At 72.8% G+C, this 24,621-nt stretch carries 28 protein-coding genes; 17 read left to right on the top strand and 11 right to left on the bottom strand.

Features of this window, described 5'->3' with window-relative positions; translation table 11 throughout:
* Window positions 1-28 precede the first annotated feature (28 nt).
* The 5 genes from ACZ63E_RS08380 (at window position 29) to ACZ63E_RS08360 (ending at window position 6,574) form a co-directional block, all read left to right on the top strand.
* A complete protein-coding gene (locus tag ACZ63E_RS08380) occupies window positions 29-481 on the top strand; it encodes a (2Fe-2S)-binding protein (RefSeq protein ID WP_465335376.1) in 453 nt (150 codons plus the stop codon).
* Entirely contained in the window at window positions 468-1,430 is a 963-nt protein-coding gene (locus ACZ63E_RS08375) for an FAD binding domain-containing protein (protein WP_465335375.1), read from the top strand. Before ACZ63E_RS08380 ends, ACZ63E_RS08375 begins: the two co-directional genes overlap by 14 nt.
* Window positions 1,427-3,601: a xanthine dehydrogenase family protein molybdopterin-binding subunit gene (locus ACZ63E_RS08370; protein ID WP_465335374.1), complete on the top strand. Its 2,175-nt coding sequence runs from the start codon at window positions 1,427-1,429 to the stop codon at window positions 3,599-3,601. The genes ACZ63E_RS08375 and ACZ63E_RS08370 overlap by 4 nt, the downstream gene beginning before the upstream one ends.
* A 161-nt stretch (window positions 3,602-3,762) precedes the next feature.
* Complete coding sequence (locus tag ACZ63E_RS08365) at window positions 3,763-5,193, top strand: carboxylesterase/lipase family protein (protein ID WP_465335373.1); 1,431 nt, start codon at window positions 3,763-3,765, stop codon at window positions 5,191-5,193.
* Window positions 5,194-5,296: 103 nt separating this feature from the next.
* Window positions 5,297-6,574 carry a sensor histidine kinase gene (locus ACZ63E_RS08360; protein WP_465335372.1) on the top strand — a complete coding sequence of 426 codons (1,278 nt, stop codon included), beginning with the start codon at window positions 5,297-5,299 and terminating at the stop codon, window positions 6,572-6,574.
* Here ACZ63E_RS08360 and ACZ63E_RS08355 read toward each other — a convergent pair.
* Window positions 6,552-7,001: an alpha/beta fold hydrolase gene (locus ACZ63E_RS08355; RefSeq protein WP_465335371.1), complete on the bottom strand. Its 450-nt coding sequence runs from the start codon at window positions 6,999-7,001 to the stop codon at window positions 6,552-6,554. The two genes, ACZ63E_RS08360 and ACZ63E_RS08355, sit on opposite strands and share 23 nt — an antisense overlap.
* Window positions 7,002-7,194: 193 nt before the next feature.
* On the opposite strand from ACZ63E_RS08355, the gene ACZ63E_RS08350 reads away from it, so the two are divergent.
* Window positions 7,195-8,631, top strand: coding sequence for an APC family permease (locus ACZ63E_RS08350; protein WP_465335370.1), 1,437 nt, complete (start codon window positions 7,195-7,197; stop codon window positions 8,629-8,631).
* Between the two features lies 1 nt (window position 8,632).
* Here ACZ63E_RS08350 and ACZ63E_RS08345 read toward each other — a convergent pair whose 3' ends face one another.
* The gene (locus ACZ63E_RS08345; protein WP_465335369.1) at window positions 8,633-8,992 is read right to left on the bottom strand and encodes a hypothetical protein; all 360 of its coding nucleotides are present in this window, start codon (window positions 8,990-8,992) and stop codon (window positions 8,633-8,635) included.
* A 129-nt stretch (window positions 8,993-9,121) separates the two neighbouring features.
* Between ACZ63E_RS08345 and ACZ63E_RS08340 the strand changes: the two genes are divergently transcribed.
* Window positions 9,122-9,547 carry a hypothetical protein gene (locus ACZ63E_RS08340; RefSeq protein WP_465335368.1) on the top strand — a complete coding sequence of 142 codons (426 nt, stop codon included), beginning with the start codon at window positions 9,122-9,124 and terminating at the stop codon, window positions 9,545-9,547.
* On the opposite strand, the gene ACZ63E_RS08335 is transcribed toward ACZ63E_RS08340, so the two are convergent.
* Window positions 9,544-10,221 (bottom strand): GNAT family N-acetyltransferase, encoded by a 678-nt coding sequence (locus ACZ63E_RS08335; RefSeq protein ID WP_465335367.1) that lies wholly within the window; start codon window positions 10,219-10,221, stop codon window positions 9,544-9,546. The two genes, ACZ63E_RS08340 and ACZ63E_RS08335, sit on opposite strands and share 4 nt — an antisense overlap.
* Window positions 10,222-10,296: 75 nt before the next feature.
* Here ACZ63E_RS08335 and ACZ63E_RS08330 point away from each other — a divergent pair, with 75 nt between their 5' ends.
* Window positions 10,297-10,923, top strand: a complete 627-nt coding sequence (locus ACZ63E_RS08330) for a hypothetical protein (protein ID WP_465335366.1) — start codon at window positions 10,297-10,299, stop codon at window positions 10,921-10,923.
* Here ACZ63E_RS08330 and ACZ63E_RS08325 read toward each other — a convergent pair.
* The 4 genes from ACZ63E_RS08325 to ACZ63E_RS08310 all read right to left on the bottom strand — a co-directional run bounded on the left by ACZ63E_RS08325 (window position 10,845) and on the right by ACZ63E_RS08310 (window position 13,809).
* Window positions 10,845-11,480: a zinc finger Ran-binding domain-containing protein gene (locus ACZ63E_RS08325; protein ID WP_465335365.1), complete on the bottom strand. Its 636-nt coding sequence runs from the start codon at window positions 11,478-11,480 to the stop codon at window positions 10,845-10,847. The two genes, ACZ63E_RS08330 and ACZ63E_RS08325, sit on opposite strands and share 79 nt — an antisense overlap.
* Before the next feature lie 78 nt (window positions 11,481-11,558).
* Window positions 11,559-11,969 (bottom strand): VOC family protein, encoded by a 411-nt coding sequence (locus ACZ63E_RS08320; protein ID WP_465335364.1) that lies wholly within the window; start codon window positions 11,967-11,969, stop codon window positions 11,559-11,561.
* A 69-nt stretch (window positions 11,970-12,038) separates the two neighbouring features.
* Window positions 12,039-12,596, bottom strand: a complete 558-nt coding sequence (gene pspAB, locus ACZ63E_RS08315) for a PspA-associated protein PspAB (RefSeq protein ID WP_465335363.1) — start codon at window positions 12,594-12,596, stop codon at window positions 12,039-12,041.
* Between the two features lie 223 nt (window positions 12,597-12,819).
* Window positions 12,820-13,809 carry a zinc-dependent alcohol dehydrogenase family protein gene (locus ACZ63E_RS08310; protein ID WP_465335362.1) on the bottom strand — a complete coding sequence of 330 codons (990 nt, stop codon included), beginning with the start codon at window positions 13,807-13,809 and terminating at the stop codon, window positions 12,820-12,822.
* Window positions 13,810-13,894: 85 nt separating this feature from the next.
* On the opposite strand from ACZ63E_RS08310, the gene ACZ63E_RS08305 reads away from it, so the two are divergent.
* The 5 genes from ACZ63E_RS08305 (at window position 13,895) to ACZ63E_RS08285 (ending at window position 18,476) form a co-directional block, all read left to right on the top strand.
* Window positions 13,895-14,218, top strand: coding sequence for an ArsR/SmtB family transcription factor (locus tag ACZ63E_RS08305; RefSeq protein ID WP_465335361.1), 324 nt, complete (start codon window positions 13,895-13,897; stop codon window positions 14,216-14,218).
* Window positions 14,219-14,297: 79 nt separating this feature from the next.
* On the top strand, window positions 14,298-14,738 hold the full coding sequence (locus ACZ63E_RS08300) for a MarR family winged helix-turn-helix transcriptional regulator (protein ID WP_465335360.1): 441 nt from the start codon (window positions 14,298-14,300) through the stop codon (window positions 14,736-14,738).
* Complete coding sequence (locus tag ACZ63E_RS08295) at window positions 14,735-15,538, top strand: ABC transporter ATP-binding protein (RefSeq protein WP_465335359.1); 804 nt, start codon at window positions 14,735-14,737, stop codon at window positions 15,536-15,538. The genes ACZ63E_RS08300 and ACZ63E_RS08295 overlap by 4 nt, the downstream gene beginning before the upstream one ends.
* A complete protein-coding gene (locus ACZ63E_RS08290; RefSeq protein WP_465335358.1) occupies window positions 15,498-16,319 on the top strand; it encodes an ABC transporter permease in 822 nt (273 codons plus the stop codon). The genes ACZ63E_RS08295 and ACZ63E_RS08290 overlap by 41 nt, the downstream gene beginning before the upstream one ends.
* Before the next feature lie 36 nt (window positions 16,320-16,355).
* Window positions 16,356-18,476: a transglycosylase domain-containing protein gene (locus ACZ63E_RS08285; RefSeq protein ID WP_465335357.1), complete on the top strand. Its 2,121-nt coding sequence runs from the start codon at window positions 16,356-16,358 to the stop codon at window positions 18,474-18,476.
* On the opposite strand, the gene ACZ63E_RS08280 is transcribed toward ACZ63E_RS08285, so the two are convergent.
* Entirely contained in the window at window positions 18,473-18,898 is a 426-nt protein-coding gene (locus ACZ63E_RS08280) for a nitroreductase/quinone reductase family protein (protein ID WP_465335356.1), read from the bottom strand. The genes ACZ63E_RS08285 and ACZ63E_RS08280 overlap by 4 nt on opposite strands.
* A gap of 156 nt (window positions 18,899-19,054) precedes the next feature.
* Here ACZ63E_RS08280 and ACZ63E_RS08275 point away from each other — a divergent pair, with 156 nt between their 5' ends.
* On the top strand, window positions 19,055-19,531 hold the full coding sequence (locus ACZ63E_RS08275) for a zinc ribbon domain-containing protein (RefSeq protein WP_465335355.1): 477 nt from the start codon (window positions 19,055-19,057) through the stop codon (window positions 19,529-19,531).
* A 193-nt stretch (window positions 19,532-19,724) separates the two neighbouring features.
* Here ACZ63E_RS08275 and ACZ63E_RS08270 read toward each other — a convergent pair whose 3' ends face one another.
* Entirely contained in the window at window positions 19,725-20,327 is a 603-nt protein-coding gene (locus tag ACZ63E_RS08270) for a PhoU domain-containing protein (RefSeq protein WP_465335354.1), read from the bottom strand.
* A gap of 125 nt (window positions 20,328-20,452) precedes the next feature.
* On the opposite strand from ACZ63E_RS08270, the gene ACZ63E_RS08265 reads away from it, so the two are divergent.
* The 3 genes from ACZ63E_RS08265 to ACZ63E_RS08255 all read left to right on the top strand — a co-directional run bounded on the left by ACZ63E_RS08265 (window position 20,453) and on the right by ACZ63E_RS08255 (window position 23,049).
* Window positions 20,453-20,884 (top strand): single-stranded DNA-binding protein, encoded by a 432-nt coding sequence (locus ACZ63E_RS08265; RefSeq protein WP_465335353.1) that lies wholly within the window; start codon window positions 20,453-20,455, stop codon window positions 20,882-20,884.
* 185 nt (window positions 20,885-21,069) lie between these two features.
* Window positions 21,070-21,360 (top strand): hypothetical protein, encoded by a 291-nt coding sequence (locus tag ACZ63E_RS08260; RefSeq protein WP_465309959.1) that lies wholly within the window; start codon window positions 21,070-21,072, stop codon window positions 21,358-21,360.
* A 678-nt stretch (window positions 21,361-22,038) separates the two neighbouring features.
* Window positions 22,039-23,049: a pirin family protein gene (locus ACZ63E_RS08255; protein WP_465335352.1), complete on the top strand. Its 1,011-nt coding sequence runs from the start codon at window positions 22,039-22,041 to the stop codon at window positions 23,047-23,049.
* Here ACZ63E_RS08255 and ACZ63E_RS08250 read toward each other — a convergent pair.
* The gene (locus ACZ63E_RS08250; protein WP_465335351.1) at window positions 23,023-23,868 is read right to left on the bottom strand and encodes an alpha/beta fold hydrolase; all 846 of its coding nucleotides are present in this window, start codon (window positions 23,866-23,868) and stop codon (window positions 23,023-23,025) included. The two genes, ACZ63E_RS08255 and ACZ63E_RS08250, sit on opposite strands and share 27 nt — an antisense overlap.
* A 50-nt stretch (window positions 23,869-23,918) precedes the next feature.
* The gene (locus ACZ63E_RS08245; protein ID WP_465335350.1) at window positions 23,919-24,596 is read right to left on the bottom strand and encodes a GntR family transcriptional regulator; all 678 of its coding nucleotides are present in this window, start codon (window positions 24,594-24,596) and stop codon (window positions 23,919-23,921) included.
* Window positions 24,597-24,621 lie beyond the last annotated feature (25 nt).

The raw sequence follows: 24,621 nt of genomic DNA, 5'->3' as shown, positions 1-24,621 counted from the left end.
GCACCGGACGAGCTGCGGAAAGAGACCAGTGGACATATCACTCGAAGTCAACGGAACCACCGAGCACCTGGACGTCGATCCGGGGGTCACCCTCCTGGACGCGTTGCGCGAGCGCCTGGAGGTCACCGGCCCGAAGAAGGGCTGCGACCGCGGGCAGTGCGGCGCCTGCACCGTGCACGTCGGCGGCCGGCCCGTGCTCTCGTGCCTCACCCTGGCCGCCACCGTGAAGCAGCCGGTGACCACCGTCGAAGGACTGTCCACAGAGGACAGCCTGCACCCGGTGCAGCGGGCCTTCGTCGACCAGGACGCCCTGCAGTGCGGGTTCTGCACCGCCGGCCAGATCATGTCGGCGGTCGCCGCCGTCGAGCAGGACGTCGCCGACGTGCGGGAGTTCATGTCCGGCAACCTGTGCCGGTGCGCCGCCTACCCGAACATCGTCAAGGCCGTCGAGCAGGCGAGGCGGGCCGATGCGTCCCTTTGAGCTGACCGCCCCCACCACCGTCGAAGCGGCGCTCGAAACGCCCGGCACGTTCCTCGCCGGCGGGACGACGCTCGTCGACCTCATGAAGCTCGACGTCCTCACGCCGCAGCGCGTCCTCGACATCAACGAGGTCCCGCTGCGCGGCATCGACACCACCGACGGGCTGCGGATCGGCGCGCTGGAGCGGATGAGCGCCATCGCCGCCCACCCGGACGTCTACCCGGCGATCTCGCGCGCGCTGCTGCTGAGCGCGTCGCAGCAGATCCGGAACATGGCCAGCATCGGCGGGAACCTCCTGCAGCGCACCCGCTGCTCGTACTTCCGCGACGTCGCCACGCCGTGCAACAAGCGGGTGCCCGGCAGCGGCTGCCCCGCGCTCGAGGGCGCCAACCGGATGCACGCCATCCTCGGCACCAGTGACTCCTGCGCGGCCACGCACGCCAGCGACGTCGCCGTCGCCCTGGTCGCACTCGATGCCCGCGTGAAGCTGGCCGACGCCGAGGGAACCCGCGAAGTCGCGCTTCGCGACTTCTACCAGCTGCCCGGCGACACCCCGGCGCTGGAGAACGACCTGCGGCCCGGCGAGCTGATCACCGAGGTGATCGTCCCGCGGCTGGACTGGGCGGTGAACTCCACCTACGTCAAGGTCCGCGACCGGCAGTCCTACGAGTTCGCGCTCTGCTCGGCCGCCGTCGCGCTGGACGTGCGGGACGGCGTCGTCGCCGACGCTCGGGTTGCCGCCGGCGGGGTCGGCACGGTGCCGTGGCACCTGCCCGCCGTCGAAGAGGCCCTGAAGGGCCGCCCGGCGACCGAGGCCGCCTTCGAAGAAGCCGCTTCGGTGGCCGCCGACGGCGCCACCCCGTTGCCGGACAACGCGTTCAAGGTGCCGCTGCTCAAGCGCACCCTCGTCCGCGCCCTGCTCGAACTCACCGAGGGGAGCTCCCGATGATCACCCGGCTGGACGCGCCGCTCAAGGTCACCGGCGAGGCCAAGTACGGCGCCGACCACTCCTTCCCCGGCATGGTCTACGGCTACGTCGTGCTCAGCACGATCGCCCACGCCGAGATCGAAGCCATGGACTTCTCCGCGGCGCGGGAAGCACCCGGCGTGCTCGGCGTCTACTCGCCGTTCGACCCGCTGGAGATGCGCACGGCGACCTCGCCGCTGTTCGGCGAGACGTGGGTTCCCTTGCAGGACAAGGAAGTCACCTACTACGGCCAGCCGATCGGCTTTGTCGTCGCGGCGACGTTCGAGCAGGCCCGCGACGCGGCGATGCTGGTGAACGTCGGCTACCGCGCGCTGCCGGCCCGGACGTCGCTGACCGAAGGCCTCGCCACGGCCGAGGACGCGCCGCCCGCGCGTGACGGCGCGCCACCGACCCTGGAGATCCTGGCGGACGGCGTCGAGTCCATCGAGGACGCGTTCGCCGTGAGCCCGGTGGTCGTCGAGGCCACCTACACCACCGCGACCCAGAACCACGCGGCGATGGAGCCGCACTCCGCGGTCGCGGTGTGGGACGACGGCGAGCTGACCGTCTACAGCGGCAACCAGGCCTCGAACCTGCAGGCGATGGAGCTGGCCAGCGCGCTGGGGCTGGACCTGGAAGCCGTGCACTGCGTGAACCCGTTCGTCGGCGGCGCGTTCGGCGGCAAGGGCCGGACGTCCGCGCCGGCGTTCCTGGCCGCCGCGGCGGCCCGCGACCTGGGCCGGCCGGTGAAGGCCGCGCTGACCCGGGAGCAGGTCTTCACCGCGACCGCGGGCCGGGCGGCGACCGTCCAGACGATGCGGCTCGGCGCCGAACGGGACGGCACGCTGGTCGCGCTGAGCCACGACTCGTGGTGCAGCACCGACACCGCCCGCTCGTTCGTCGAACCGACGTCGCACGGCACGTCGCGCGAGTGGTACGCCACGCAGAACCTGGCGATCAGCCAGAAGGTGGTGCCGCTCAACATCCCGCCGACGACGTTCATGCGGGCCCCGGGCGAGGCGCCCGGCTCGTTCGCGCTGGAGAGCGCGATCGACGAGCTGGCCGTCGCGCTGGGCATGGACCCGATCGAGCTGCGGATCAAGAACAGCTCGACCGCCCCGCCCGGCAAGGACCTGCAGTGGTCGAGCAAGCACCTCGACGAGTGCTTCCGCGTCGGCGCGGGCCGGTTCGGCTGGGCGCACCGCCCGGCCGGCTCGCGCACCGACGGCGACTGGCTCGTCGGCATGGGCGTGGCCACGGCGATGTTCCCCGCCCTGCGGTTCCCGGCCACGGTCGGCATCACCCTGAAGGCGGACGACACCGCCGAGGTCGCGACGAGCGGCGCGGACCCCGGCACCGGCCTGCTCACCGTGCTGTCCCTGGTGGGCGCCGAGTCGCTGGACATCCCGGCCGACCGGATCACGCCCCGGCTCGGCGACTCGTCGCTCCCGCCGGGTGGCCTCTCCGGCGGCTCGACGGCGACGGCGAGCGCGGGCACGGCCATCATGATCGCGGCCACCAAGGCGATCGACGAGCTGGTGGCCCTGGCCTCGGACCCCGGCGGGCCGTTCGAAGGCGCCGATGTCACCTACGCCGACGGGCGCGTCTTCGCCGACGGACGCACGATGACCTTCGGCGAGCTGCTGCGGACGCTGGGCCGGGAAACGCTCGAGGTGACCGGCTCGTCGGCGCCCGGCGAAGAGCTGACCAAGCACTCGTTCAGCTCGTGGGGCGCCCAGTTCTGCGAGGTGCGGGTGCACCGGCTGACCCGTGAGGCGCGGGTGTCGCGGATGCTCGGCGTGTTCGACGCGGGCCGGATCATCAACGACAAGGCGGCCCGCAGCCAGATCATGGGCGGCATGATCTGGGGTGTCTCGGCCGCGCTGCACGAGGGCCTGGAGATCGAGGCGAACGGCCGGCTCGCCAACGGTGACTTCGCGAGCTACCTGCTCCCGGTGAACGCGGACATCCCGGCGGTCGACGTCCACTTCGTCGAGTACCCGGACACGCTCCACAACGCGGTCGGCGCGCGGGGTCTCGGCGAGATCGGCACGGTCGGCATGGCCGCGGCCGTCGCCAACGCCGTGTACAACGCCACCGGCACCCGGGTCCGGCACATCCCGATCACCATCGAAGATCTGCTCGAAGACTGACCGTGGCGGCGGCCGGGCCCGGATCCGGGGCCCGGCCGCCGTTACCCTTCCGCGACAACAACGGGGACGGTTCGGCCATGACGCCGGGGTGTCGGCGGTCCTAGGCTGTCGGGCGCGGCGCCGAGCCGCCCCCGCTGTTGCTCCTCGAAGGGACTCCCCGCATGACCGACCCCGTCGTCCCCACCTCCTCCGGCGCGGTCCGCGGTCAGGTCACCTCCGCCGGGGTCGCGCGGTTCCGCGGCATCCCGTACGCCGCCGCGCCCGAGGGTGAGCTCCGCTTCGCCGAACCCGTCCCGGCCCCGCCGTGGGAAGGTGTCCGCGACACGCAGAGACCCGGGCCGACCGCGCCGCAGCGCCGCCACGACGTGCCCGGGATCGACCTGTCGCCGATCGCCGGCGTCGGCTGGCGGCCGGGGCCGGAATACCTGACGGTCGACGTCTGGACCCCGCAGCTGGGCGGGGCCGGGCTGCCGGTGCTGGTGTTCGTGCACGGTGGCGCGTTCCTCGGCGGCACCGGGTCGGCCGCGGTCTACGACGGCACCGCCTTCGCCCGCGCCGGCGCGGTGCTGGTGACGGTGCAGTACCGGCTCGGCATCGACGGGTTCCTGCCCGTCGACGGCGGCGCGACGAACCTCGGGCTGCGCGACCAGCTGGCGGCGCTGCGCTGGATCCGGGAGAACATCACCGCGTTCGGCGGCGACCCCGGAAACGTCACGCTCTTCGGCGCGGCGTCCGGCGCGGTCAGCGTGGCCTGCCTGCTCGGTTCGCCGCTCTCGACCGGGCTCTTCCACCGCGCGATCGTCCAAAGCGGACACCCGGACATGGTGCGCGACGGCATCCAGGCCCGGCGGCTGGCCAAGGTCGTCGCCGACGAGCTGAAGGCGGAGCCGACGGCCGAAGCGTTCCGGAAGGTCTCGACCGAGCAGCTGCTCGACGCGCAGGACGCCGTCCTGCGGCCGGGTGGCGCGCCGGACCTCCGGGACTCGCTGGGGTACGACCGCGGGTACGGCCTCAGCCCGTTCCTGCCGGTGGTCGGCGACGACGTCCTGCCGGAGCACCCGGCCAAGGCGATCCGGGCGGGCGCGGGCGCCGACGTCGACCTGGTCGCCGGCAGCTGCAGTGAAGAGATGCGGCTGTTCCTGGTGCCCAGCGGCGCGCTCGAAGCCGTCACCGACGACCAGGCGATCGCGTCACTGGCGGTTTCGCACCCCGACCCGGCCGGGATCCTGCACGCCTACGGCCTCGGCACCGACCGCACGGCGGGTGAGGTCCTCGTCGAGGCCCTGACCGACCTCGTTTTCCGCGACGGCGTGCGCGACCTCGCCGAAAACCACGCCGGCCGGACCTTCCGGTACGAGTTCGAGTGGGGTTCACCCCTGCTCGAGGGCCGGCTCGGCGCGTGCCACGGCCTCGAGCTGCCGTTCGTGTTCGACGCGCTCGGCACGATGTCCGGACCCCGGGGCCTGCTCGGCGAGCGGGCGCCGCGGGAGCTGGCCAGGGACCTCAACGGCGCCTGGCACCGCTTCGCCGCCACCGGCGCGCCCGGCTGGGCGGAGTACACCACCGAAGACGCGCTTTACCACGCGTACTGATCTTGCTCCACCGGGCTGCACTCCGCCGCCGGGCGGTTGACGAGCCCCCCGCCCCGCTGCCAGGCTCAGGCCGCCCGGACGGCCGGATGAACGGGGACCACCGATGCCCGAGGCGGGCTTTTCCGCACCGCCGCGCGCGTACGTCCGCTCGCTCCTGCGCAGCGGGACACCGGGGGATCCCGCCGGGTCCCTCGACGACAGCGGTGATCTCGCCGCCGTCGGGGACGCGACGCTCGCGCGCGCGGCGCGGTACTGGGTCGTCGTGCCGCTGGCCTACCGCATCGCCGCCTTCATCAAGGTGTTCATCGGCTTCGCCGCCGCGAACGGCACGGCCGGGCTCGGGCCGGCGCTGGGCGCCACTCTGTTCGCCGTGGTGGCCAACAGCGTCGCGATGGTGTGGGTGCTGCGCGGCGGCGGGCTGCGGGCCCGCGTCACCGGCCGCGCCCTCGGGTTCGACCTCGCGATCGGGGTGCTGCTCAACTTCACCGTGGCGGTGACGGCCCCGGCCGCGGTGCAGCCGTTCGCCATCGACGTGTCCTGGACGTGGCTGGTCGGCGCGGTCGCGATGTGGGCGGGCACCTCCGGGCTGCCCGCCGCGCTGTGGCTGCTCGCGGCGGCCGTCCCGCTGCGGGCCGGGCTGACCCTCGCGGGCGGCCTCCCGCTCGGCAACCAGCTCGCCCTGACCCGCTCGATCGGCTGCCTGGTCGCGCTGGCCGTGGCGATCGTGCTCGCCGTGGCCATCCTCGTCCTGCTCGGGGTCGGCACCCGGTTCGCCGTCGACATCGGGCTCCGGCGCGGGCAGGAGGCCGAACGCCGGCGGACGCGCCGGATCATGCACGACAGCGTGCTGCAGACCCTCGAAGCGCTCGCCATCTCCGCGCCGGGGGACGACGCGCAGGCCGTCACCCGGCTCGCGGAACTGCGCTCGGTGGCCAAGGCCGAAGCGGCCGAACTACGCCGTCAGATCACCGAACCGGTGCCCACCGGGCTGTCGCGCGGCTTCGCCGTCGAGCTCGCCGACGTCGCCACCGAGATGGCGCGCGACGGGCTGCGCACCCAGCTCGTCGCCGCGGACTTCGCCGACGACGACAAAGTCTCCCAGGACCGGCGCGTCGCGCTCTGCGAAGCCGTCCGGGAAGCGTTGCGCAACACCGTGAAGCACTCCGGGACCAAGCAGGTCGTGCTACGCGTGGAGAAACGCGACGGCGGGATCGCGGTGGTGGCCCGCGACCAGGGTCACGGCTTCGACGTCCGGGACCGCCCGCCCGGCTTCGGCATCAGCCAGTCCATCGTGGCGCGCCTGGCCGAGGTCGGCGGGCACGGCACGGTGGACTCGCAGCCGGGCCGCGGCACCCGCGTCACGATGTGGGTGCCGGGGTAGTGACCAGCCGGGCGACCTCCGGGGCGTGGGTGAAGACCAGCCCGTGGTCGGCGTCCAGCCAGGACGTCGTGACGTCCGGGCGCTCGCGGCCGAGCCGGTCGAAGCCGGCCCGCCAGTTCCGGTTGCACCGCTCCACCAGCTCTTCACCGCCGTCGCCCGCCATCCACGTCGAGGCGATGACCGAGACGGGTGCGCCGACCTCCCGGTAGCGGCCGAGGATCTTCGAGCGGACGTCGTCGTTCGCGCCGTCGACGAGCACGAGCCGGGCGAAGCCGCCCGGATGCGCGGCCGCGTGGTGCAGCACCAGGTCCGCGCCGAGCGAGTACCCCACGAGCACGGGCGGTTCGGACAGCTCGAGCGACGCGAGCACCGCCTCGAGATCACCGAGGAACGCGTCGAAGGAGTATTCGTCGGCGGCCGAGGCCACGCAGGTCGAAGGTCACCGCGTGGTGCTCGCCCCGCCGCGGGACACGGGGATCCGGACGCCGTCGTGGTGCACTGTGGACCGCCGCATGGCCCCAAGTCACCCGCGTCCGGCGACAACGGTTCTGCGCTGCGGCACAAGACCGGCGGCGGCTTCGGGCGCACGATGACCGGACCGTCACGTGAGGAGAAACCCCATGGCCGAACCGGGTTCGCTGCGCCGCGACGCACTGGGCACGCCGGGCGTCGTCTTCCTCGTGCTGGCCGCGGTCGCGCCGCTGACCGGCATCGTCGTCATCGGGTCGCTGGGCATCGCGCTCGGCAACGGCGGCGGCATGCCCGGCGCGTTCCTGCTCTCCGCCGTGATCCTCGTGCTCTTCGGGGTCGGCTACGCGCAGATGAGCAAGGTCGTCACCGGCGCGGGCGGGTTCTACGTCTACGTCACGAAAGGACTGGGCCGCCCGCTCGGCCTGGTCGCGGCGCTGATCGCGCTGCTGGGCTACAACTGCTTCGTGGCCGGGGCGGTCGGGACGAGCGGCTTCTTCACCGCGAACGTCGTCGAGCAGGTCTTCGGGTGGCACACGCCGTGGCAGCTCTGGAGCCTGGTGTCCGCCGTCGCGGTGTTCGCGCTCGGCCGGCGCGGGGTCGACGTCAGCGCGAAGGTCCTCGGGGTGTCGCTGGTCCTCGAGGTGTCGATCCTGCTCGTCCTCGACGTCGCGGTCGCCGTCCGGACCGGGCTCGACGTCCACGCGTTCGCGCCCGGCGTCGTGTTCTCCGGCTCGATCGGGGTCGCGTTCCTGTTCGCCTTCAACGCCTTCGTCGGCTTCGAGGCGACCGGGCTGTTCAGCGAGGAGGCGCGTGACCCGCACCGGACGATCTCCCGCGCGACCTACACGGCGATCACGCTGATCGGCGTCTTCGCGGCCGTCACGACGTGGGCGGTGGTCAGCGCGACCGGGGTCGTCCAGGCCGGGCAGGCCGGCCAGGACCACCTCGCCGCCGGTGACCTCGTCTTCTCGATCAGCCGGACCTACCTGGGGTCGTTCCTCACCGACGTCATGATGCTGCTGCTGGTCGTGAGCCTGTTCGCCGCGCTGCTGGCGCTGCACAACTCGGCGACGCGCTACCTGTTCGCCCTCGGCCGCGCCCGGGTGCTGCCCGCGGCCCTCGGCCGGACGAACGCCGCGAACGGCGCGCCCTACCTCGCCAGCGGGACGCAGATCGGGTTCGCGACGCTGATCGCCGCGGTGTACGCGCTGGCCGGGCTCGACCCGCTCGCCGACCTCACGGCCAGCATGACCGGCATCGGCACGCTCGGGGTGATCACCCTGCAGGCGCTGGCCGGGATCGCCGTGGTCGCGTTCTTCCGCAAGCGGCGCGACCCGCGGCTCTGGCGCACCGCCGTCGCCCCGGGGCTCGGCGGGCTCGGCCTGGTCGCGGTGACGGTGCTGGCGATCGTCAACTTCCCCACCCTCGCCGGGTCCGACGCGCCCGCGATCGCGTTGCTGCCGTGGCTGCTCGCCCTCGCCGTGGTCGCGGGACTCGCCCTCACGGCCTGGCTGCGGCGCCGCCGGCCGGACGTCTACGCGGACCTCGACGCGCTCGGCGTCGAAACCGACTCCGTGCCCCGGTAGCTCAGGCCGCGCGCCGGGCTTCGCGCTCGGCGGCCAGGCTCTCCCGGCAGGCCGTGGCCAGCCGGGTGGTGGCGGCGCTGCCGCCGTGGCCGCAGCGCGGGCAGGACATCAGCACAGTCAGCGCCAGCTCGTCGACGGCGACGGACAGCTCCGCGCGGCAGTCGCGGCACCAGCGGTGCCGGGTGACCTGGCTGACGTGCAGCGGCGAGGCGACGCACTGGTGGATCCACCGGCCGTGCACGTGACAGGTCAGGCGGTCGTCCGGCGCCAGCAGGCCCATGTCCTCGGCGTCGTCTTCGGTGGCGAGCAGGACCGGCAGGCTCCGGACCCGGGCCGGTGTGGTGGTGATCGAGGCGGTCATCGTGGTCCCCTTTCCGGTTCTACCCAGACGTCGAACCGCTGCCGCCGGAATCGACACGTGGCCGGATTTCGGTGCTTCTTGGCATTTCAGCCACTCCCCGCGCCGAAGGCGGAGCGATAGCTTTCGCCCGTGTCGAAGATCCTTCTCTCCCTCCACGTCCTCGCCGCGGTGCTGGCCGTCGGCCCGGTCGCCGTCGCCGCCAGCATGTTCCCCGCCGCGGTCCGCAAGGGCGACGTCAAGACCGCGACCCTGCTGCACCGGATCTGCCGGGTGTACGCCTACGTCGCCATCGCGGTGCCGGTGTTCGGGTTCGGGGTCGCGGGCACCATGCACGTCATGGGCGACCCGTGGGTGATCGTGTCGGTCGGGCTGACCGCCGTCGCCGCCGCGTTGCTCGCGCTGCTGGTGCTGCCGCGCCAGCGGCGCCTGCTGGCCGAGGAGTCCCCTTCGGGCGCGCTGGGCCGGCTGGCCATGGTCACCGGCGTGTTCAACCTGCTCTGGGCGGCGGTGACGGTGCTGATGATCGTCCGGCCCGGCTCGTCGACCGGGGCTTAGGCCGGGACGCGGACCGCCACGAAGTCCGGGCGGGCGCGCAGGCCGAAGCCGAGTGAGAGGTAGAGGCGGATCGCGGAGGTGTTGCCCGCGGCCGCGTGCATCATCGGCGTCTCACCCCGCTCGCGGATGCCGGCGGCCACGGCGAGCACGAGCCGTGTCGCCAGGCCTTGCCCGCGGTACACCGGATCGGTGCAGACCGCGCTGATCTCGGTGTGGCCGGGCGGGTGCAGGCGCTCCCCCGCCATCGCGACGAGCGCGCCCTCCCGCCGGATCCCGAGGTAGGTGCCGAGCTCGACGGTCCGCTTCCGGAACGGGCCCGGCTGCGTCCGCGCGACGAGGTCGAGCATCTCCGGCACGTCCGCGGGCCCAAGCCGGACGGCCTCGGGCTCCGGCGCGGCCGCGATCCCTTCGTCGACGAGCTGCACCCCGGGGATCTCGTCGAGCACCTCCCAGCCCGACGGCGGCCGGGCGGCGGTCGCGGCCAGCACGACCACCGCGCCGGGGCCGACCAGCGCCGCGACGTCCCGCCAGTCCTGCGCGCCCGGGTCGTCCGGGAGGGCGAGGAACGGCGCCACGTCCTCCGGGTACCGCAGGACGCGCCCCTGCCGCTCCGCGAAGTGGGCGTGCGGGCCGGACAGCGAAGCCCACGTCGGGTTGTCGAGGGGAGAAGACATACGTCCAGGATGCGGAATCCGGCCGGCCCGGCGGCGTTGCTCCCACATCCTGAGCATCGTCGCTAGGGTGCGTTCGTGGGTTCTCAGGTGCCGGTGTGGATACCGATCGTCGTCGCGTTGGTCGGCCTGGCCGGCGTGCTCCTCACGCAGGTCCTCTCGGGCCGGCGCGAGACCAAGCGGATGACCGAGGACGCGGCTCGCGAGGAGCGCCGCTGGCAGCGCGAACGGGAGGCCCGCGCGCACGAAACCCGCGCCGAGGCCTACGCCCTGCTGCTCGGCGCGCTGGAGGCGTTCGACGGCGTGCTGTTCCAGGCCCGCCTCGTCCGCGAGACGGGTAATCCGCTCGACGAGCACCTGACCGCCGAGCTGCGGGAGGTCCGCAGCGAGACCCAGCACGCACTCGGCCCGGCCGCCCTGCACGCCCCGGAGGCGGTCCGGCGGCTGGTCAGCGACGCCGCGCTGCCGCGGATGCGGCTCACCACGATGCTGCTCGACCCGGCCGACGACAGCACGAAGACCCGGCCCGCGTGGGACGCGGGCCAGCGCGGCTACCGCGTCATGCGCGCCCGGATGCGGCAGGACCTCGGGTACGACGCGGAGCCGGTGGAAGAGCTCTACGGCGTTCAGCCGACCGTGGTCAGCTCGTCGTCCGAGAGCACCTTCGAGCCGGCCGTCACGACCAGCCGGCCGCCGGAGACCTGATAGGTGTAGTCGCCGTTCGTCGCGACGAAGCCGTCACCCGAAGCTTCGGCGGGCAGGAGGATGTGGGTCTCGTCCGACGCCGCCTGCCCGCGAGCCTGGCCGTCGTAGAAGACGCGCCCGTCCGGTGTCCTGCAGATGGTGATGAGCGACTTCCCGGTCTGCGCGACCAGCAACGCCGTCCCCGTGCCGCCCGGCAGGTACCGGGCGGCGTCCCCGGGGCACGGCTTCGCGGCCGGGGTGGCCGAGGTGGACGTCGACGGCGGGGCCGGCGGCGGAGTCAGGGCGTTCGCGGTCGTGACGACGGTCTTGGTCGTCGGCAGCGCGGGTGTCGTGTACTCCGGGAACGGCCCGGACGCGGCCGGCGCCGGCTTCGGGCGCCCGGCGAACAGCAGCACCCCGGCCACCGCGACCCCGGCGACCAGCATCAGGGTGAGCAGCACCCACAGCGCCCGCACCCGGGCCCGGCCGGGGGCCAGGCTCGAGCAGGTGCGGCACCGCTGCGCCGCGGCCTCGTTGCCCGCGCCGCACTGCGGACACGTCCAGGGGGAACCCGCCATCGGGCCTCCTCAGCCCCGGCGCCACGCCACGCCGGCCCCTTCATCGTCACCGACGAGGGCGCTCACTGCAACGGCCGGTCACCCCGGCTGGACGACGTTGACCATCCACGGGATGCCGAACTTGTCGACGCAGGCGCCGAATTCGTCGCCCCACATCTGCTTTTCGAACGGAACCGTCACGGTGCCGCCCTCGCTCAGCTTTTCCCAGTAGCCGCGGAGGTCACCGGCGTCGTCACCGCTGAGGCTCACCGAAATGTTCGTGCCCGGGTTGTGCTCCATCCCGGCCGGGGTGTCGGACGCCATCAGCGTGAAGCCGTTTTCGGACTCCAGCTGGCCGTGCATGATCTTCTGCGCGTCCGCCCCTTCGGGTGAACCGAATTCCCCGAACGTGTTCAGCTTGAGGGTGCCGCCGAAAACGCTCTTGTAGAACTCCATCGCCTGGCGCGCGTCGTCGCGGAAGCTCAGGTACGGATTCAGGACGGAAGCCATCGTGATCTCCTTCGCTTGAAGAGAGCCGCATCTTCGCAGAAGGCGACGACCTCGCCAAACGCGCGAATTTCAGACCACGAACCGCCGGTTCGCGGCCGGTTCCAACGGGAGCGCGCCGTGCAGCGCGGCCCGGGCGCGCAGCTCCAGCGCGCGGTCGAGGGGCCGGGCCCCGGCGGCCGCGGCGGGGTGGAACGTGCCGCGGTCGAACAGGTAGACCAGCGCGAGCTTCCGGTCGCGGCGCCCGGTCGGCTCGGCGAACTCGACGGTCGCGGACCGCAGGCAGCCGCCGTAGCCGGCCCGGGACAGCCGGTCCGCGACGTCCACCAGGTCGCCGGTCAGCACGCGCAGGTCGCGGTTGCGCCGCCAGCACCGGACCGTCGAGCGGCCGTCGAGGTCCTGGGTCACCAGCGGGTGCACCGGCAGCCGCGCCGACGTCGCGGCGATCAGCTCCGCATCGGTGCGGGCCAGCGCGTCGCCGTCCACCCGGAAGCCGACGGTGCCGCCGCCGGTGGGCGTGAGGCCCAGCGCGGCGCGCAGCCGCGGGGCGGCCGCGGCGAGGGTGTAGAGGGTCTGCAGGTGCGGGCGGGACGTCCAGCAGCGGACGAGCTTGCTGTCCAGCAGGGTCACGGGGTGGTGTCCTATCTCCGGTCGAGAAGACCGCCGGACCGGGCGCACTGGCAATGTCCACAGTGGACGTCAGGCGCGGGGACGCGGGGTCGGAAAGGACAGCATGCGCCCGCGGTGGCCCGTTCCGCTCCGGAACCGGGCGATCACGCGGCGAACGGCACCGGCCCGCCGCCGAACGGTCCGCGCGGGTCCGGTTGCGCCGATCAGCGGTAGGCCTTCGTCCCTACGCGACCGAGATGACGACCTTCCCGAAGTTCTTCCGGCTCTCGAAGTGCCGGAAGGCCGCCTCGGCGTCCTCGAACGGGTGAACGCTGTCGACGACCGGCTCGAGCGGCCGGACCGCGAGCCACCGGAGCAGGTCCTCGGTGTCCTCGCGGCTGCCCACCCAGATCTTGCGGACGGTCGCGCCGCTGCGGAACAGGTCCATGAAGTCCACCGGCGCACCGCCCGAGCCGACGAACCCGACCAGCGCGATCTCGGCGTGGTGCGTCCCGGCCGCGACGAGCGACTGCGCGAAGGTGCCGGGCCCGCCGACCTCGACGATCCGGTCCGCGCCGCGGCCCCCGGTGGCGTCGAGCACGGCCTTGCCCCACTCCGGCGTCGCGACGTAGTCGATGACGACGTCCGCGCCGAGCTCGGTCAGTTTGGCCGCCTTCTCCGCGCTCGACGTCGTCGCGACCACACGGGCACCCTGCGCCTTCGCCAGTTGCAGGGCGAACAGCGAGACCCCGCCGGTGCCGAGGGTGAGCACGACATCGCCGGGCGCACAGCCCTTGAGCGACGTCCACGCGGTGACGGCCGCGCACGGCAGCGTCGCCCCCTGTTCGAAGCTCACCGAGTCCGGCAGCGCGACCAGCGCGTGCTCCGGGACGGCGCGGTATTCGGCGAGCCAGCCGTCCTGGCCGTTCCCGTACCCGGTCAGCGTTTCCGGCAGCCGGCCGGCGATCCAGGCCGAGTGGAAGCTGTTGATCACGCGGTCGCCGGCGGAGAACCGCGTGACGCCTTCGCCGACCGCGGCGACCTCACCGGCGGCGTCGGACACCGGGATGAGGCTGCCGGCGGCGTTGACGAAGTGATCGCCGTCGAGGATGAGCAGGTCGCGGTAGTTCAGCGAGGTCGCGCGGACCCGCACGAGCACCTCACCGCGCTGCGGCTCGGGAACGGCCTCCTGCCGCTGGACCAGGCGGCCGGCTTCGGAACGGTAGACGCGCACCGCGGAACTCCCTCATGTTAACCGATTGGCTAACATCGACCATGGCGCAGCTCGCCGCGTCCCGGCAACCGGGGATACTCGGGGCATGGCCAGCCGCACGTCGACCCCCTTGGACCACCCGGCCCTCGACGACGTCTCCTTCCCCGAGGCACTGGAGGCGCTGCGCGACCCGTACCGGCTGGCGATGGTCGCCGCGCTCGCGCGCGAACCCGGCCAGTCGTGCGGCGCGATCATGCCGCCGGTCAGCAAACCCGCGGCGTCGCGGCACTTCAAGATCCTCCGCGCGGCCGGCCTGCTGAAGCAGTGGGACAGCGGCACGCAGCGGCTGAACGCGCTGCGCCGCGAAGAGTTCGACGCCCGCTTCCCCGGCCTGCTCGACCTGGCCCTCGCCGAAGCCGCGCGGGACTGATCCCGACTTCGCTTCCCCTTCTTCGCCAACCAGACATTTAGCATTGCTAATAGTTCTGGGTCAGAGCTACCTTGGGGACATGACCGAACTCGCCGAACGGCTGCTGGGCACCGTCCAGGGCCTCCGCCGGGTGGTGCGCCGCCGGGTGCGCGCCGACGTGCCCGGGTTTCCCCTGCCCGGCGCGCAGGTGGAAGTCCTGCGGGTGGTCGCCGACCATCCCGGCGTCGGCGTCGCGGCGGCCGCCCGTGAGCTGCACCTGGCGACCAACTCGGTCAGCACCTTGGTGAACCAGCTCGTCGAAGCCGGGCTGCTGCGCCGCGAACCCGACCCGGACGACCGGCGCGCGACCCGGCTCGAGCTCACCCCCGCGGCCACCGGCCGGATGGCCGCCTGGCGCGGCGCCCGGATCGAGCTCGTCGCCGACGCCCTCACCGGACTGTCCGAAGAGGACACCGCCGCGATCGAACAGGCGTTGCCGGCACTGGAGAAGCTCATGGGCATCCTGAAGGAGCAGCCATGACCGAACCCGCGGTGCGCTGCACCGGCGTGAGCCATACGTTCGGCACGACGCGCGCGGTGGACGGCGTCGACCTGGAGATCCCGCCCGGCGAGGTGTTCGGCCTGCTCGGCCCGAACGGCGCCGGCAAGACCACCACGCTCCGGATGATCACGACGCTCCTGCCTGCCACGCCGGACCGGATCACCGTCTTCGGCATCGACGTCGCCCGCCGCCGGATGGCCGTGCGGCGGCTGATCGGCTACGTCCCGCAGCAGCTCTCGGCCGACGGCGCGCTGACCGGCCGCGAGAACGTCTCGCTGTTCGCGCGGCTCTTCGACGTGCCGCGCGCCGGACGCGCCGAGCAGGTGCGCAACGCCCTCGAGCTGGTCGGGCTGGCCGGCGACGCCGACCGCACCGCCAAGACGTACTCCGGGGGCATGATCCGCCGCCTCGAGCTCGCCCAGGCGCTGGTCAGCTCGCCGCGGCTGCTCATCCTCGACGAGCCGACGATCGGGCTCGACCCGGTCGCCCGCTCGTCGGTGTGGGAGCGGATCGCCGAGATCCGCGCCGCGACCGGCATGACCGTGCTCGTCACGACGCACTACATGGACGAGGCCGAGCAGTACTGCGACCGCGTCGCCCTGATGCACGCCGGCCGGATCCGCGCGCTGGGCACCCCGGCCGAGCTGGAGGCCGGGCTCGGCCCGGAGTCCACTTTGGACGACGTGTTCCGCGAGGTCACCGGGAACCGGCTCGAGAGTGACGAAGGAGGGATCCGCAGTGTCCGTGCCACTCGCCGCACCGCCCGCCGTCTCGGCTGACCCCGGCCCGCTGGGCCGGCTTCGCGTGCTCGTCAACCGCGTCGGCGCGATGTGCCTGGTGGAGCTGCAGAAGCTCCGCCGCGACCAGACCGAGCTGCTCACCCGCGCGATCCAGCCCGCGCTGTGGCTGCTGATCTTCGGGGAGACGTTCACCCGGATCCGGGCGATCCCGACCGGCTCGACCCCGTACCTCGACTACCTGGCGCCGGGCATCCTCGCGCAGTCGGCGCTGTTCATCGCGATCTTCTACGGCATCCAGATCATCTGGGAGCGCGACGCGGGGGTGCTCGCCAAGCTCCTGGTGACCCCGACCCCGCGGGCGGCGCTCGTCGCGGGGAAGGCGTTCGCCGCCGGTGTCCGCGCGCTCGTCCAGGCGTTGATGGTGCTGATCCTCTCCGCGCTCCTCGGCGTCGGGCTGACCGCGAACCCGCTGAAGCTGCTGGCGATGGCCGTGGTGCTCGTGCTCGGGTCGGCGTTCTTCTGCTGCCTGTCCATCGTGATCGCCGGGATCGTGCTGTCCCGCGAACGGCTGATGGGTATCGGGCAGGCGATCACGATGCCGCTGTTCTTCGGCTCGAACGCGCTGTACCCGGTGGACCTGATGCCCCCATGGCTGAAGGTGCTCAGTCACGTCAACCCGCTGAGCTACCAGGTCGACGCGCTGCGCGGGCTGCTGATCGGGACGCCGTCGCACCTCGGGCTCGACTTCGCCGTGCTCGCCGGGGCGACCGTCGCGGCGATCGCCGTCGCTTCCGCACTGCTCGGCAGGTTGGCCCGATGAGGCACATGTCTCACCGAACGGAAGCTTTATCGGGAAATGCCTAATCTCGATTCCGTGAATCGTGGCCGGGGCGTGGTCCCCTTTGTCGGATTGTGTCTGCTCGCCGGAATTCTGGTGGCCGGAACGGTGGCGCCCGCCGCCATCGGCGCCGGCCTGCTGTCGAACCAGGTCAGTGATTCGGTCGACACGATTTCCGCGCAGCTGGCGGCCGCCGACCCGCCGTTGACGACGACGGTGACCGACCGGGACGGGACGCCGATCGCGACGCTGTACGCGCAGTACCGCCTCCCGGTGACCTCGGCGGGGATCGCGACGACGATGAAGGCCGCCATCATCGGCATCGAGGACCGCCGGTTCTACACCGAAGGCGGCGTCGACGTGCAGGGCATGCTCCGCGCGGCGGTCAACGACAGCGCCGGCGGCTCGCTGCAGGGCGCGTCGACGATCACGCAGCAGTACGTCAAGAACTACCTCGTGAACGTCGTCGACCGGACCAACCCGATCGCGCAGCAGCAGGACCGCGAGGACTCGCTCGCGCGCAAGCTGCGTGAAGCGAAAATGGCCGTCCAGCTCAACGACACCACGAGCAAGGACGACATTCTGGCGAACTACCTCAACGTGGTCGAATTCAGCGGAACCGTGTACGGGGTCGGCGCCGCGGCAAAAGCCTATTTCGGGACGACGGCGGACAAACTGACCGTGCCGCAGGCGGCGTTGCTCGCCGGAATGGTGAACAACCCCAGCGTGTACAACCCGTACACCCACGCGGACAAGGCGCTGCAGCGCCGGAACCTCGTCATCGACGCCATGGTGAGCAACGGCTCCCTCCCGGCGTCCTACGCGCCGACGGCGAAGGCGGCGCCGCTCGGCCTGCTGCCGGACGGGCCGGTGACGCCGTCCGGCACGTGCATGGGCGCGGCGCCGGACGCGGGGTTCTTCTGCGCCTACGCGGAAAGCTACCTCGTGCACGCCGGCATCACGGCGGACCAGCTGGCCACCGGCGGCTACACGGTCAAGACGACGCTCGACCCGCGCGTCTCGCAGGTGACCAAGGACGCCGTCGACGCGAACGTGCCGACGACGCAGGACGGCGTGGCCAACACCTTCGCCGTCGTGCAGCCCGGCGCGGCCGGGCACCAGGTGCTCGCCATGGTCGCGAACCGCAACTTCGGCACCGACCCGGCGCGCGGCGAGACGTCCACGGACATCGTCGCGGACGCGAGCAACGAGTTCGGCGCGGGCTCGTCGTTCAAGATCTTCACCTCGGCCGCGGCGCTCGTCACCGGCAAGGCGGGCTTGGAGACGCCGTTGCCGAACCCGGACAGCCAGTGCTTCGCGCCGCCGAACGCCGACAGCCACACGGCGTGCTACACGGTCCACAACGACGGGCACTACGCGGACCCGATCAGCCTGGCCGACGGCCTGGCGACGTCGCCGAACGTCGCGTTCGTCGGGCTGGAGAACCAGGTCGGGATGCCCGCGGTGCTCGACATGGCGCAGAAGCTGGGGCTGCGGAACACCCTCGCGACCAACGACGCGGGCGCCGCGCCGAACCCCGCTTCGGGCAACCCGCAGTACAACGAGCCGCAGTCGAAGTACTTTCAGAACCTGCTGTCGTTCACCCTCGGCAACAGCCCGGTCAGCCCGCTGGAGATGGCGAACGTCTCGGCGACGCTGATGAGCGGCGGCGTCTGGTGCCCGCCGAACCCGATCCTGTCGGTGACCGACCGGAACGGGAACGCCGTGCCGGTGTCGCAGCAGCCGTGCGAGCAGGTGATCCCCACCGGCGTCGCGAACACCCTGGAGGCGGGGCTGAGCAAGGACACCACGGACGGCACGTCGGCCCAGGCCGCCCACGCGGCCGGCTGGACCCGCCCGGACATCGGTAAGACCGGCACGACGCAGCAGAGCGAGTCGGTGGCGTTCGTCGGCGGGGTGGACGGCTACGCGGTGTCGTCGATGGTCTTCGCCGACGGCTCGCACCCGCGGGAGATCTGCCCGGGCACCCCGGTGCACCTGGGCAACTGCGGCCACGGCGCGTTCGGCGGCACGGTCGCCGCGCCGCCGTACTTCCACGCGATGAGCGAGCTGCTGGCCGGCGTGCCGGACCAGCCGATCCCCGGCCCCGACCCGGCGTACCTGACCGCCCGGAACTAGCGCGGTTCGAGGAACACCAGCGGGATCTCGCGCTCGGTCTTGGTCTGGTACTGCGCGTAGTTCTTGAACTCGGCGGCGATCTTCGGCCACAGCCGCGCCCGCTCGTCGGTGTCGGCGACCCGCGCGCGCATCGGACGCTTCGGCGCGCCCTTGAGCGACACGTCGACCTCCGGGTTGTCGCGCAGGTTCAGGAACCACGCGGGGTGCGTGTCGTCGCCGCCCCGCGAGGCCACGACGACCAGCGCGTCACCCTCCTGGTGCGGCGAGGTCAGCAGCACCGTCCGCGGCTGCCCGCTCTTGCGGCCGACCGTGGTGAGCTCCAGCACCGGCATGGCGGCCTGCCAGCCGACCCGGCCGCCGCTGAGCTTGATCAGGCCGCGGTGGACGGCGTTCATCGTCTTCAAGGCGCGATCACTAGGCATGATCACAACCTAGCCCCGCCCGGCGGCGCTCACCCTTCGGCCCGTATGTCCACTTTGCCCGGTACTGGTCCCGACCGGTTCCCCAAAAGCGCCACGGAACGCGGCGCCGGTGTGCGACGCTGCGCGGCGAACGCAGGACCGAAAGAGAGAAGACCGATGCTGATCTGGGGCTGGCGGACACGGATCTACGTGCTCGCGATGACGACCTTCCTGTGCGGCCGGTGCGGCAACCCCGCTTCGCACGCGGTGCGCAAGGCGGTCACGAAGTTCACCCTGTTCTTCATCCCGCTCTTCCCGATCGGCGTCAAGTACACGGCCCAGTGCACGTTCTGCGGCATCGAGAACCGCATCCCGAAGGAGGACGCGGTTCGCCTGCAGGCGCAGGAGGAGCAGGGCCAGCAGGCCGGTTCCGGGTACCCGCAAGGGGGCGAGCAGCCGCAGCACCCATCGCAGGGGTTCGCGCAGCAGGCTCCGTCGCAGGGGTTTCCGCAGCAGCACCCTTCGCAGCCGCAGGGGTTTCAGCAGCCTTCGCAGGGCTTCCCGCAGCAGCAGCACCCGTCCCAGCCCCAGGGGTTCCCGCAGCCCTATCCGCAGCAGGGCCAGCCGGGCCAGTTCCCGCAGCAGGGCCACTGACCGTTCCGGTCACGGCGGTCGGGCCTAAGCCTGACCGCCGCTGACTGGGCTGTTTCCGCTCTCACCGGCGCGAAGCCCGCCTTCCTCGCTCACCGGCGAGCCGCATTTTTCCTCGCTCACCGGACATCCGCACCCGTCACCGGCTCCGTTTCCGCACTCCCCTGGCACGAACGCCGGTCCGGACCTCCGCCCGTCAGGCACCAATCGGCGCAAAGGCGGCAGTCCGGCGGGCAACCCGAACCGCCGTCGCGGCGAACCGGCCGTAAACCGCGGCGACAAGCGCGATCTCCACCGCCACACCAGCCCCACGCGGCCCATCGGTCCCACCAGCCCACGCCCGCAGCTCCCGCTCGGCCGCCGCGACGAGCGAAACCGCCTCGTCGAACCCCGCGGCCTCCCCGCCGTCGAGCAGCTCCCGCGCCGCGGCCACCGCGTGCGAACCCAGCCGCGCGAGCACCGGCCGGGCCGCGTGCGGAACGGGTCCCCGCGGCTCGGCGACCTCCCGCGCAAGACCACCCATCCGAGTGAGATCCGCGGCGGTGTGCACGGCGGCGACAACCGCCTTCACCTCCCCCTCCCGCGGCGCGTGCAGGGCCAGCAGCGCACACGCCTGGTCCTCGCACGCGGCGCCCAGCGCGGCGACCGCGGCAGCGTTTTCCCGCGCACGTCCGCCCAGCGTGTGGTCACTTTCGAGGACCGAGCGCGTCGCCTCGTCGAGCGTGCTCGCGACGAGCGCGCACAGGTCCGCCATGCGGTGGGCCAGGGTGACGAGCTCCTTCTGAAAAGCCGTCGGCATGGCGGCAGGAAACCAGCCCGGCCGGGTGTCGGCATCTTGTCGCCCGGCCCGGAACTGTCGGACCCCCGTGCTCTCCTCATCGGCGAGAGCGGTGCACCCCGCACCCGGAGGAGAAGGAGAGCCCGATGGCAGGCGAAACGACGGTCACGGTGGTCGGCAACCTGACGACCGACCCCGAGCTGCGGTTCACCCCGGCCGGCGCGGCGGTCGCGAACTTCACGGTCGCGTCCACGCCGAGGGTGTTCGACAAGGAGTCGGGCACCTGGCGCGACGGCGACCCGATGTTCCTGCGCTGCAGCCTGTGGCGGCAGTACGCGGAGAACGTCGCGGAGTCGCTCGGCCGCGGAACGCGAGTCGTCGTGCACGGCCGGCTGAGACAGCGGTCTTACGACACGAAGGAGGGCGAGAAGCGCACGGTGACGGAGCTGGACGTCGAGGAGATGGGCCCGTCGCTGCGGTACGCGACGGCGAAGGTCACCAAGCTGAGCCGCGCGAGCGCCGGCGAAGGCAGCAGTTCGTGGACACCGGAGCCGGCGATCGCGGGGGTGCCGTTCTAGGCCCCATCCGTTCACGTCCGGCGCACGAATGACGGTCGACGGAGAATCGACCGGGCTTGGACGACCGGCGGCGACCATCAGAAGGACGCCGTGGCCGAACTGCCTCCGGATGGACTGTCGAAATCCCGTCAGCCGGTTCGACGCATGAGTAGGACGATGCCGAGCCACGAGCGGGAGGGACCGAGATGAACGGGAACGACCAGACCGGATCACCGGCCGTGCGACCGATGGTGAACCGCCGGATGCTCTCGATGCTGCGAGCGGTCGGCGCGGGCCGCGGCTGCGTCTCGTGCAGCAGCGAACCCGACTTGTTCATCGACGGCCTCTCGTGCGGAGATCAGTTCGCCGCCCACGCGCTGGCCCACCAGGGCCTGGTCTGCGCGGCCCAGCCGGGCCTCCCGGGCGAGCGCGTCCCAGCCCGCCTGACAGCGGCAGGCGAGGCGATCGTGAACGCGGAGCAGCAACAGGCCGCCTGAGGCGGCGGCCCGACGTTTGACAACTCCAGAAAGCAACGGCGCTCAACGCCCGGCCCCAGCCGCACGCACCGCCCACCACGGGCAGGTTGCGCGGCACCCGGTCCCCACCGGTGCCGGGCACACCCACCGGCCCACCGCCGCACGCACCGCCCAACCAGGGCCAGGTTGCGCGGCAGCCTGGCCTTCACCCGCCCCGGCAACACCACCCGGGCAAAGTGCGCGGCAGCCGACCTCGCCCCGGCGAAGGCGAACCGCCACACCGCCCGGCCGCGCCCACCGGCTCGCCGCCCAGCACCACGTAGGTCGCGCAGCACCCGGTCCCACCCACGCCGCCACATCCCACCGCCCACCAACGAGCAGGTAGCGCGGCGCCTGGTCACCACCCGCGCGGGCGGGGACCACCGGGCAGAGCCCGCGGCACCGACCTCGCCCCGGCGAAGGCGAGCCACGCCACACCGCCCGGCCGGGCCCACCGGCTCACCGCCCAGCAAGTCGCGCCGCACTCGGCCCTCACCCACGCCGAGCACTCCCCCTGCTGCACGCGCCGCCAGCCAGGGCCAGGTTGCGCGGCCCACCTCGCGCCGCCCCACCCGAGCCCAGTGAGCCCCCACCCACCCGGCGGCCGCAACCCGGCCCGCCGACCGAAACCCACCCCGAACCGCGACTACCGTGGCGCACATGAGCAACACCGAGGCCGACCCCGCCGCGCTCGCCTGTGCCGACCGGCCCGCGGCCGCCGACCCCGACCTCCCGGACGTCCAGATCCTCACCCCGCGCGACGTCCCCCTGGGCGGCCCGCGGGCCATGCGGGTCCGCCGGACTCTCCCCCAGCGGGCCCGGTCGCTGATCGGCGCCTGGTGCTTCGCCGACCACTACGGCCCGGACGAGGTCACCGAGCCGGGCGCGATGGACGTCGCCCCGCACCCGCACACCGGTCTGCAGACCGTGAGCTGGCTCTTCGCCGGCGAGATCGAGCACCGCGACAGCCTCGGCACCCACGCGATGGTCCGGCCCGGCGAGCTGAACCTGATGACCGGCGGCCACGGCATCTGCCACTCGGAGGTCTCGACCGCGGCCACGAAGACCCTCCACGGCGTCCAGCTCTGGGTGGCGCTGCCGGAGCGCCATCGGCACGCGGCCCGCGCCTTCGACCACTACGTCCCGTCGGTGAACCGCATCGAGGGCGCCGAGATCCGGGTCTTCCTCGGGTCACTGGCCGGGCGGACGTCGCCGATCCCGACGTTCACCCCGCTGCTGGGCGCGGAGCTCGTGCTGGCGCCGGACGCCCACATGTCCCTCGGCGTCGATCCCCGCTTCGAGCACGGCGTCCTCGTCGACACCGGTGACGTCGATGTCGCCGGCACCCGGGTCCGGTCCGCGGAGCTGGGTTACCTCGGCACCGGCCTGCGTTCGCTGACGCTGAGCAACCGCGGTTCGACACCGGCCCGGTTCCTGCTGCTCGGCGGCACACCGTTCGACGAAGAGATCCTGATGTGGTGGAACTTCGTCGGCCGGACCCACGAGGAGATCGCGGCCTTCCGCGAAGCCTGGGAGGCCGAGTCCGACCAGTTCGGCAGCGTCACCGGCTACACGGGCACCCCGCAGCGGCTGCCGGCGCCCGCGTTGCCCGCGGTCCGCATCAAGCCGCGCCGCAACCCGAGTTCAGGCCAGGAACCCGGCCACGGCTGAGCCGAACGCGGCCGCGTCGTCCAGCCACGGGTAGTGCGCGACCCCGGACAGGACGACGGCCCGGCCGTCCGGGAACAGCGCGGCGAAGTCGGCGGCCACGGCCGGGCTGACGATGAAGTCCAGTTCGCCGGACAGCACCAGCACGGGCGCGGTGACGGCCCCGAGCGCGGCCCGGGTGACCTCGGGTTCGAAGGCGCCGGCGGAGTTGTAGGTCCGCGCGGCGACACCGTTGCGCTGGCCGGGTTCGGTGGCCTGGTGCCGTCGGGCGGCGGCGTCCCAGCGGCCGTAGTACATCGGTGCCACGGCGGCCCAGTCGGCGCCGGTCGCGGTCCGGGCGGCGATCGACTCGTACGCCGCGGCCGCGGCGTCGAACCAGGGCGCGCCGGCGCGCCGCGCCATGATCCGCCGCCGTTCGGCGACCGGCAGCTCGAACCCGACGGTCCGCGGGCTCGGGGCGATCAGCGCGAGCCGCCGTAGGCGGCCGGGGTACCGGGCCGCGTAGCGGACGGCCAGGCTCGCGCCGGCCGAGTGTCCCAGCAGGTCGAACCGCTCGAGGCCGAGGTGCTTGCGCAGCGCCTCGACGTCCTCGATCTGGCGGTCGCACCGGTAGGTCGCCGGGTCGGCGGGCTCCTCGGAGTCCCCGGTGCCCCGCAGGTCCAGCACGGCGAGACGACGGCGAGCACCCAGCCCGCCGAGGTCACCGAGGTACGCCCCGGCCCGCATCGGCCCGCCGGGCAGGCACACGACCGGCGGTTCGGCGCCGGACCCGGCGAGGTGGACGGCCAGCCCGGTCCCGTCCGGCGCGGAGAAGATCGGCATTCCCGACCCTGACACTCCCCGCGGCGCCGGGCAAGCCTCGGACAGCGGCGTCACTGCTCCCGCGCGAGGTACGCCTCCAGCGTCGCGAGCCGGTGCCCACGGGCGAACTGCTCGACCTCCGCCGGCTCGCTCCCGCTCTCGATCAGCTCGAGAAGCCGCTCGTGCTCCTCGACCGATTTCGGCGCGCGGCCCGGCACCGACGAGAACGTGCTGTCGCGGACGGCGGCCAGGCGGGTCCAGCACCGCTGCACCAGGTCGACCAGGTTCGGGTTCGGGCAGGCGCTGAACAGCACCTCGTGGAACTCGGCGTTCAGCGCGGTGAACGCGAGCGGGTCGAACTCGGCGAGGCTGCGGCGCATCCGCTCGTTCAATGAGCGGGCCCGTGCGAGCGCGTCCGGGGTGAGCAGCGGCGCGGCCAGCCCGGTCGCGGCGCCTTCCACGATCGCCACCGTCTGCATCGCGTGCCGGTAGGCGGTGGGGTCGATGGCGACGACCCGGGCGCCGACGTTCCGCTCGAACTGGATCAGCTCTTCGGCCTCGAGCCGGCGCAGCGCCTCGCGGACCGGAACGGCGCTGACGTCGAGCTCGCGGCCGATCTGGTCGAGCACCAGCCGGTACCCCGGGCCGTAGCGGCCGTCGAGGATCCGGGCCTTGATCGTGTCGTAGGCCAGCTGGGACTTGGTCACGGCCGGCCTTCCGGCGGAGGCGCTGATCATGTAGGAAACCATATATTGTCTCGCCGACGGACGACGC

The organism is Amycolatopsis sp. NPDC104819 (genome assembly GCF_055583145.1).
The sequence above is the reverse complement of the archived record's forward strand: the minus strand, read 5'-3'. Positions and strand labels throughout refer to the sequence as shown.

Coding starts and splice junctions, on each gene's coding strand:
- ACZ63E_RS08265 (WP_465335353.1), top strand. CDS start 20,453: ATGGCAGGCGAAACGACGGTCACGGTGGTCGGCAACCTGACGACCGAC.
- ACZ63E_RS08295 (WP_465335359.1), top strand. CDS start 14,735: ATGACCGAACCCGCGGTGCGCTGCACCGGCGTGAGCCATACGTTCGGC.
- ACZ63E_RS08285 (WP_465335357.1), top strand. CDS start 16,356: ATGCCTAATCTCGATTCCGTGAATCGTGGCCGGGGCGTGGTCCCCTTT.
- ACZ63E_RS08255 (WP_465335352.1), top strand. CDS start 22,039: ATGAGCAACACCGAGGCCGACCCCGCCGCGCTCGCCTGTGCCGACCGG.
- ACZ63E_RS08305 (WP_465335361.1), top strand. CDS start 13,895: ATGGCCAGCCGCACGTCGACCCCCTTGGACCACCCGGCCCTCGACGAC.
- ACZ63E_RS08365 (WP_465335373.1), top strand. CDS start 3,763: ATGACCGACCCCGTCGTCCCCACCTCCTCCGGCGCGGTCCGCGGTCAG.
- ACZ63E_RS08320 (WP_465335364.1), bottom strand. CDS start 11,969: ATGGCTTCCGTCCTGAATCCGTACCTGAGCTTCCGCGACGACGCGCGC.
- ACZ63E_RS08275 (WP_465335355.1), top strand. CDS start 19,055: ATGCTGATCTGGGGCTGGCGGACACGGATCTACGTGCTCGCGATGACG.
- ACZ63E_RS08360 (WP_465335372.1), top strand. CDS start 5,297: ATGCCCGAGGCGGGCTTTTCCGCACCGCCGCGCGCGTACGTCCGCTCG.
- ACZ63E_RS08345 (WP_465335369.1), bottom strand. CDS start 8,992: ATGACCGCCTCGATCACCACCACACCGGCCCGGGTCCGGAGCCTGCCG.
- ACZ63E_RS08335 (WP_465335367.1), bottom strand. CDS start 10,221: ATGTCTTCTCCCCTCGACAACCCGACGTGGGCTTCGCTGTCCGGCCCG.
- ACZ63E_RS08270 (WP_465335354.1), bottom strand. CDS start 20,327: ATGCCGACGGCTTTTCAGAAGGAGCTCGTCACCCTGGCCCACCGCATG.
- ACZ63E_RS08280 (WP_465335356.1), bottom strand. CDS start 18,898: ATGCCTAGTGATCGCGCCTTGAAGACGATGAACGCCGTCCACCGCGGC.
- ACZ63E_RS08260 (WP_465309959.1), top strand. CDS start 21,070: ATGAACGGGAACGACCAGACCGGATCACCGGCCGTGCGACCGATGGTG.
- ACZ63E_RS08250 (WP_465335351.1), bottom strand. CDS start 23,868: ATGCCGATCTTCTCCGCGCCGGACGGGACCGGGCTGGCCGTCCACCTC.
- ACZ63E_RS08375 (WP_465335375.1), top strand. CDS start 468: ATGCGTCCCTTTGAGCTGACCGCCCCCACCACCGTCGAAGCGGCGCTC.
- ACZ63E_RS08325 (WP_465335365.1), bottom strand. CDS start 11,480: ATGGCGGGTTCCCCCTGGACGTGTCCGCAGTGCGGCGCGGGCAACGAG.
- ACZ63E_RS08350 (WP_465335370.1), top strand. CDS start 7,195: ATGGCCGAACCGGGTTCGCTGCGCCGCGACGCACTGGGCACGCCGGGC.
- ACZ63E_RS08300 (WP_465335360.1), top strand. CDS start 14,298: ATGACCGAACTCGCCGAACGGCTGCTGGGCACCGTCCAGGGCCTCCGC.
- ACZ63E_RS08370 (WP_465335374.1), top strand. CDS start 1,427: ATGATCACCCGGCTGGACGCGCCGCTCAAGGTCACCGGCGAGGCCAAG.
- ACZ63E_RS08245 (WP_465335350.1), bottom strand. CDS start 24,596: ATGGTTTCCTACATGATCAGCGCCTCCGCCGGAAGGCCGGCCGTGACC.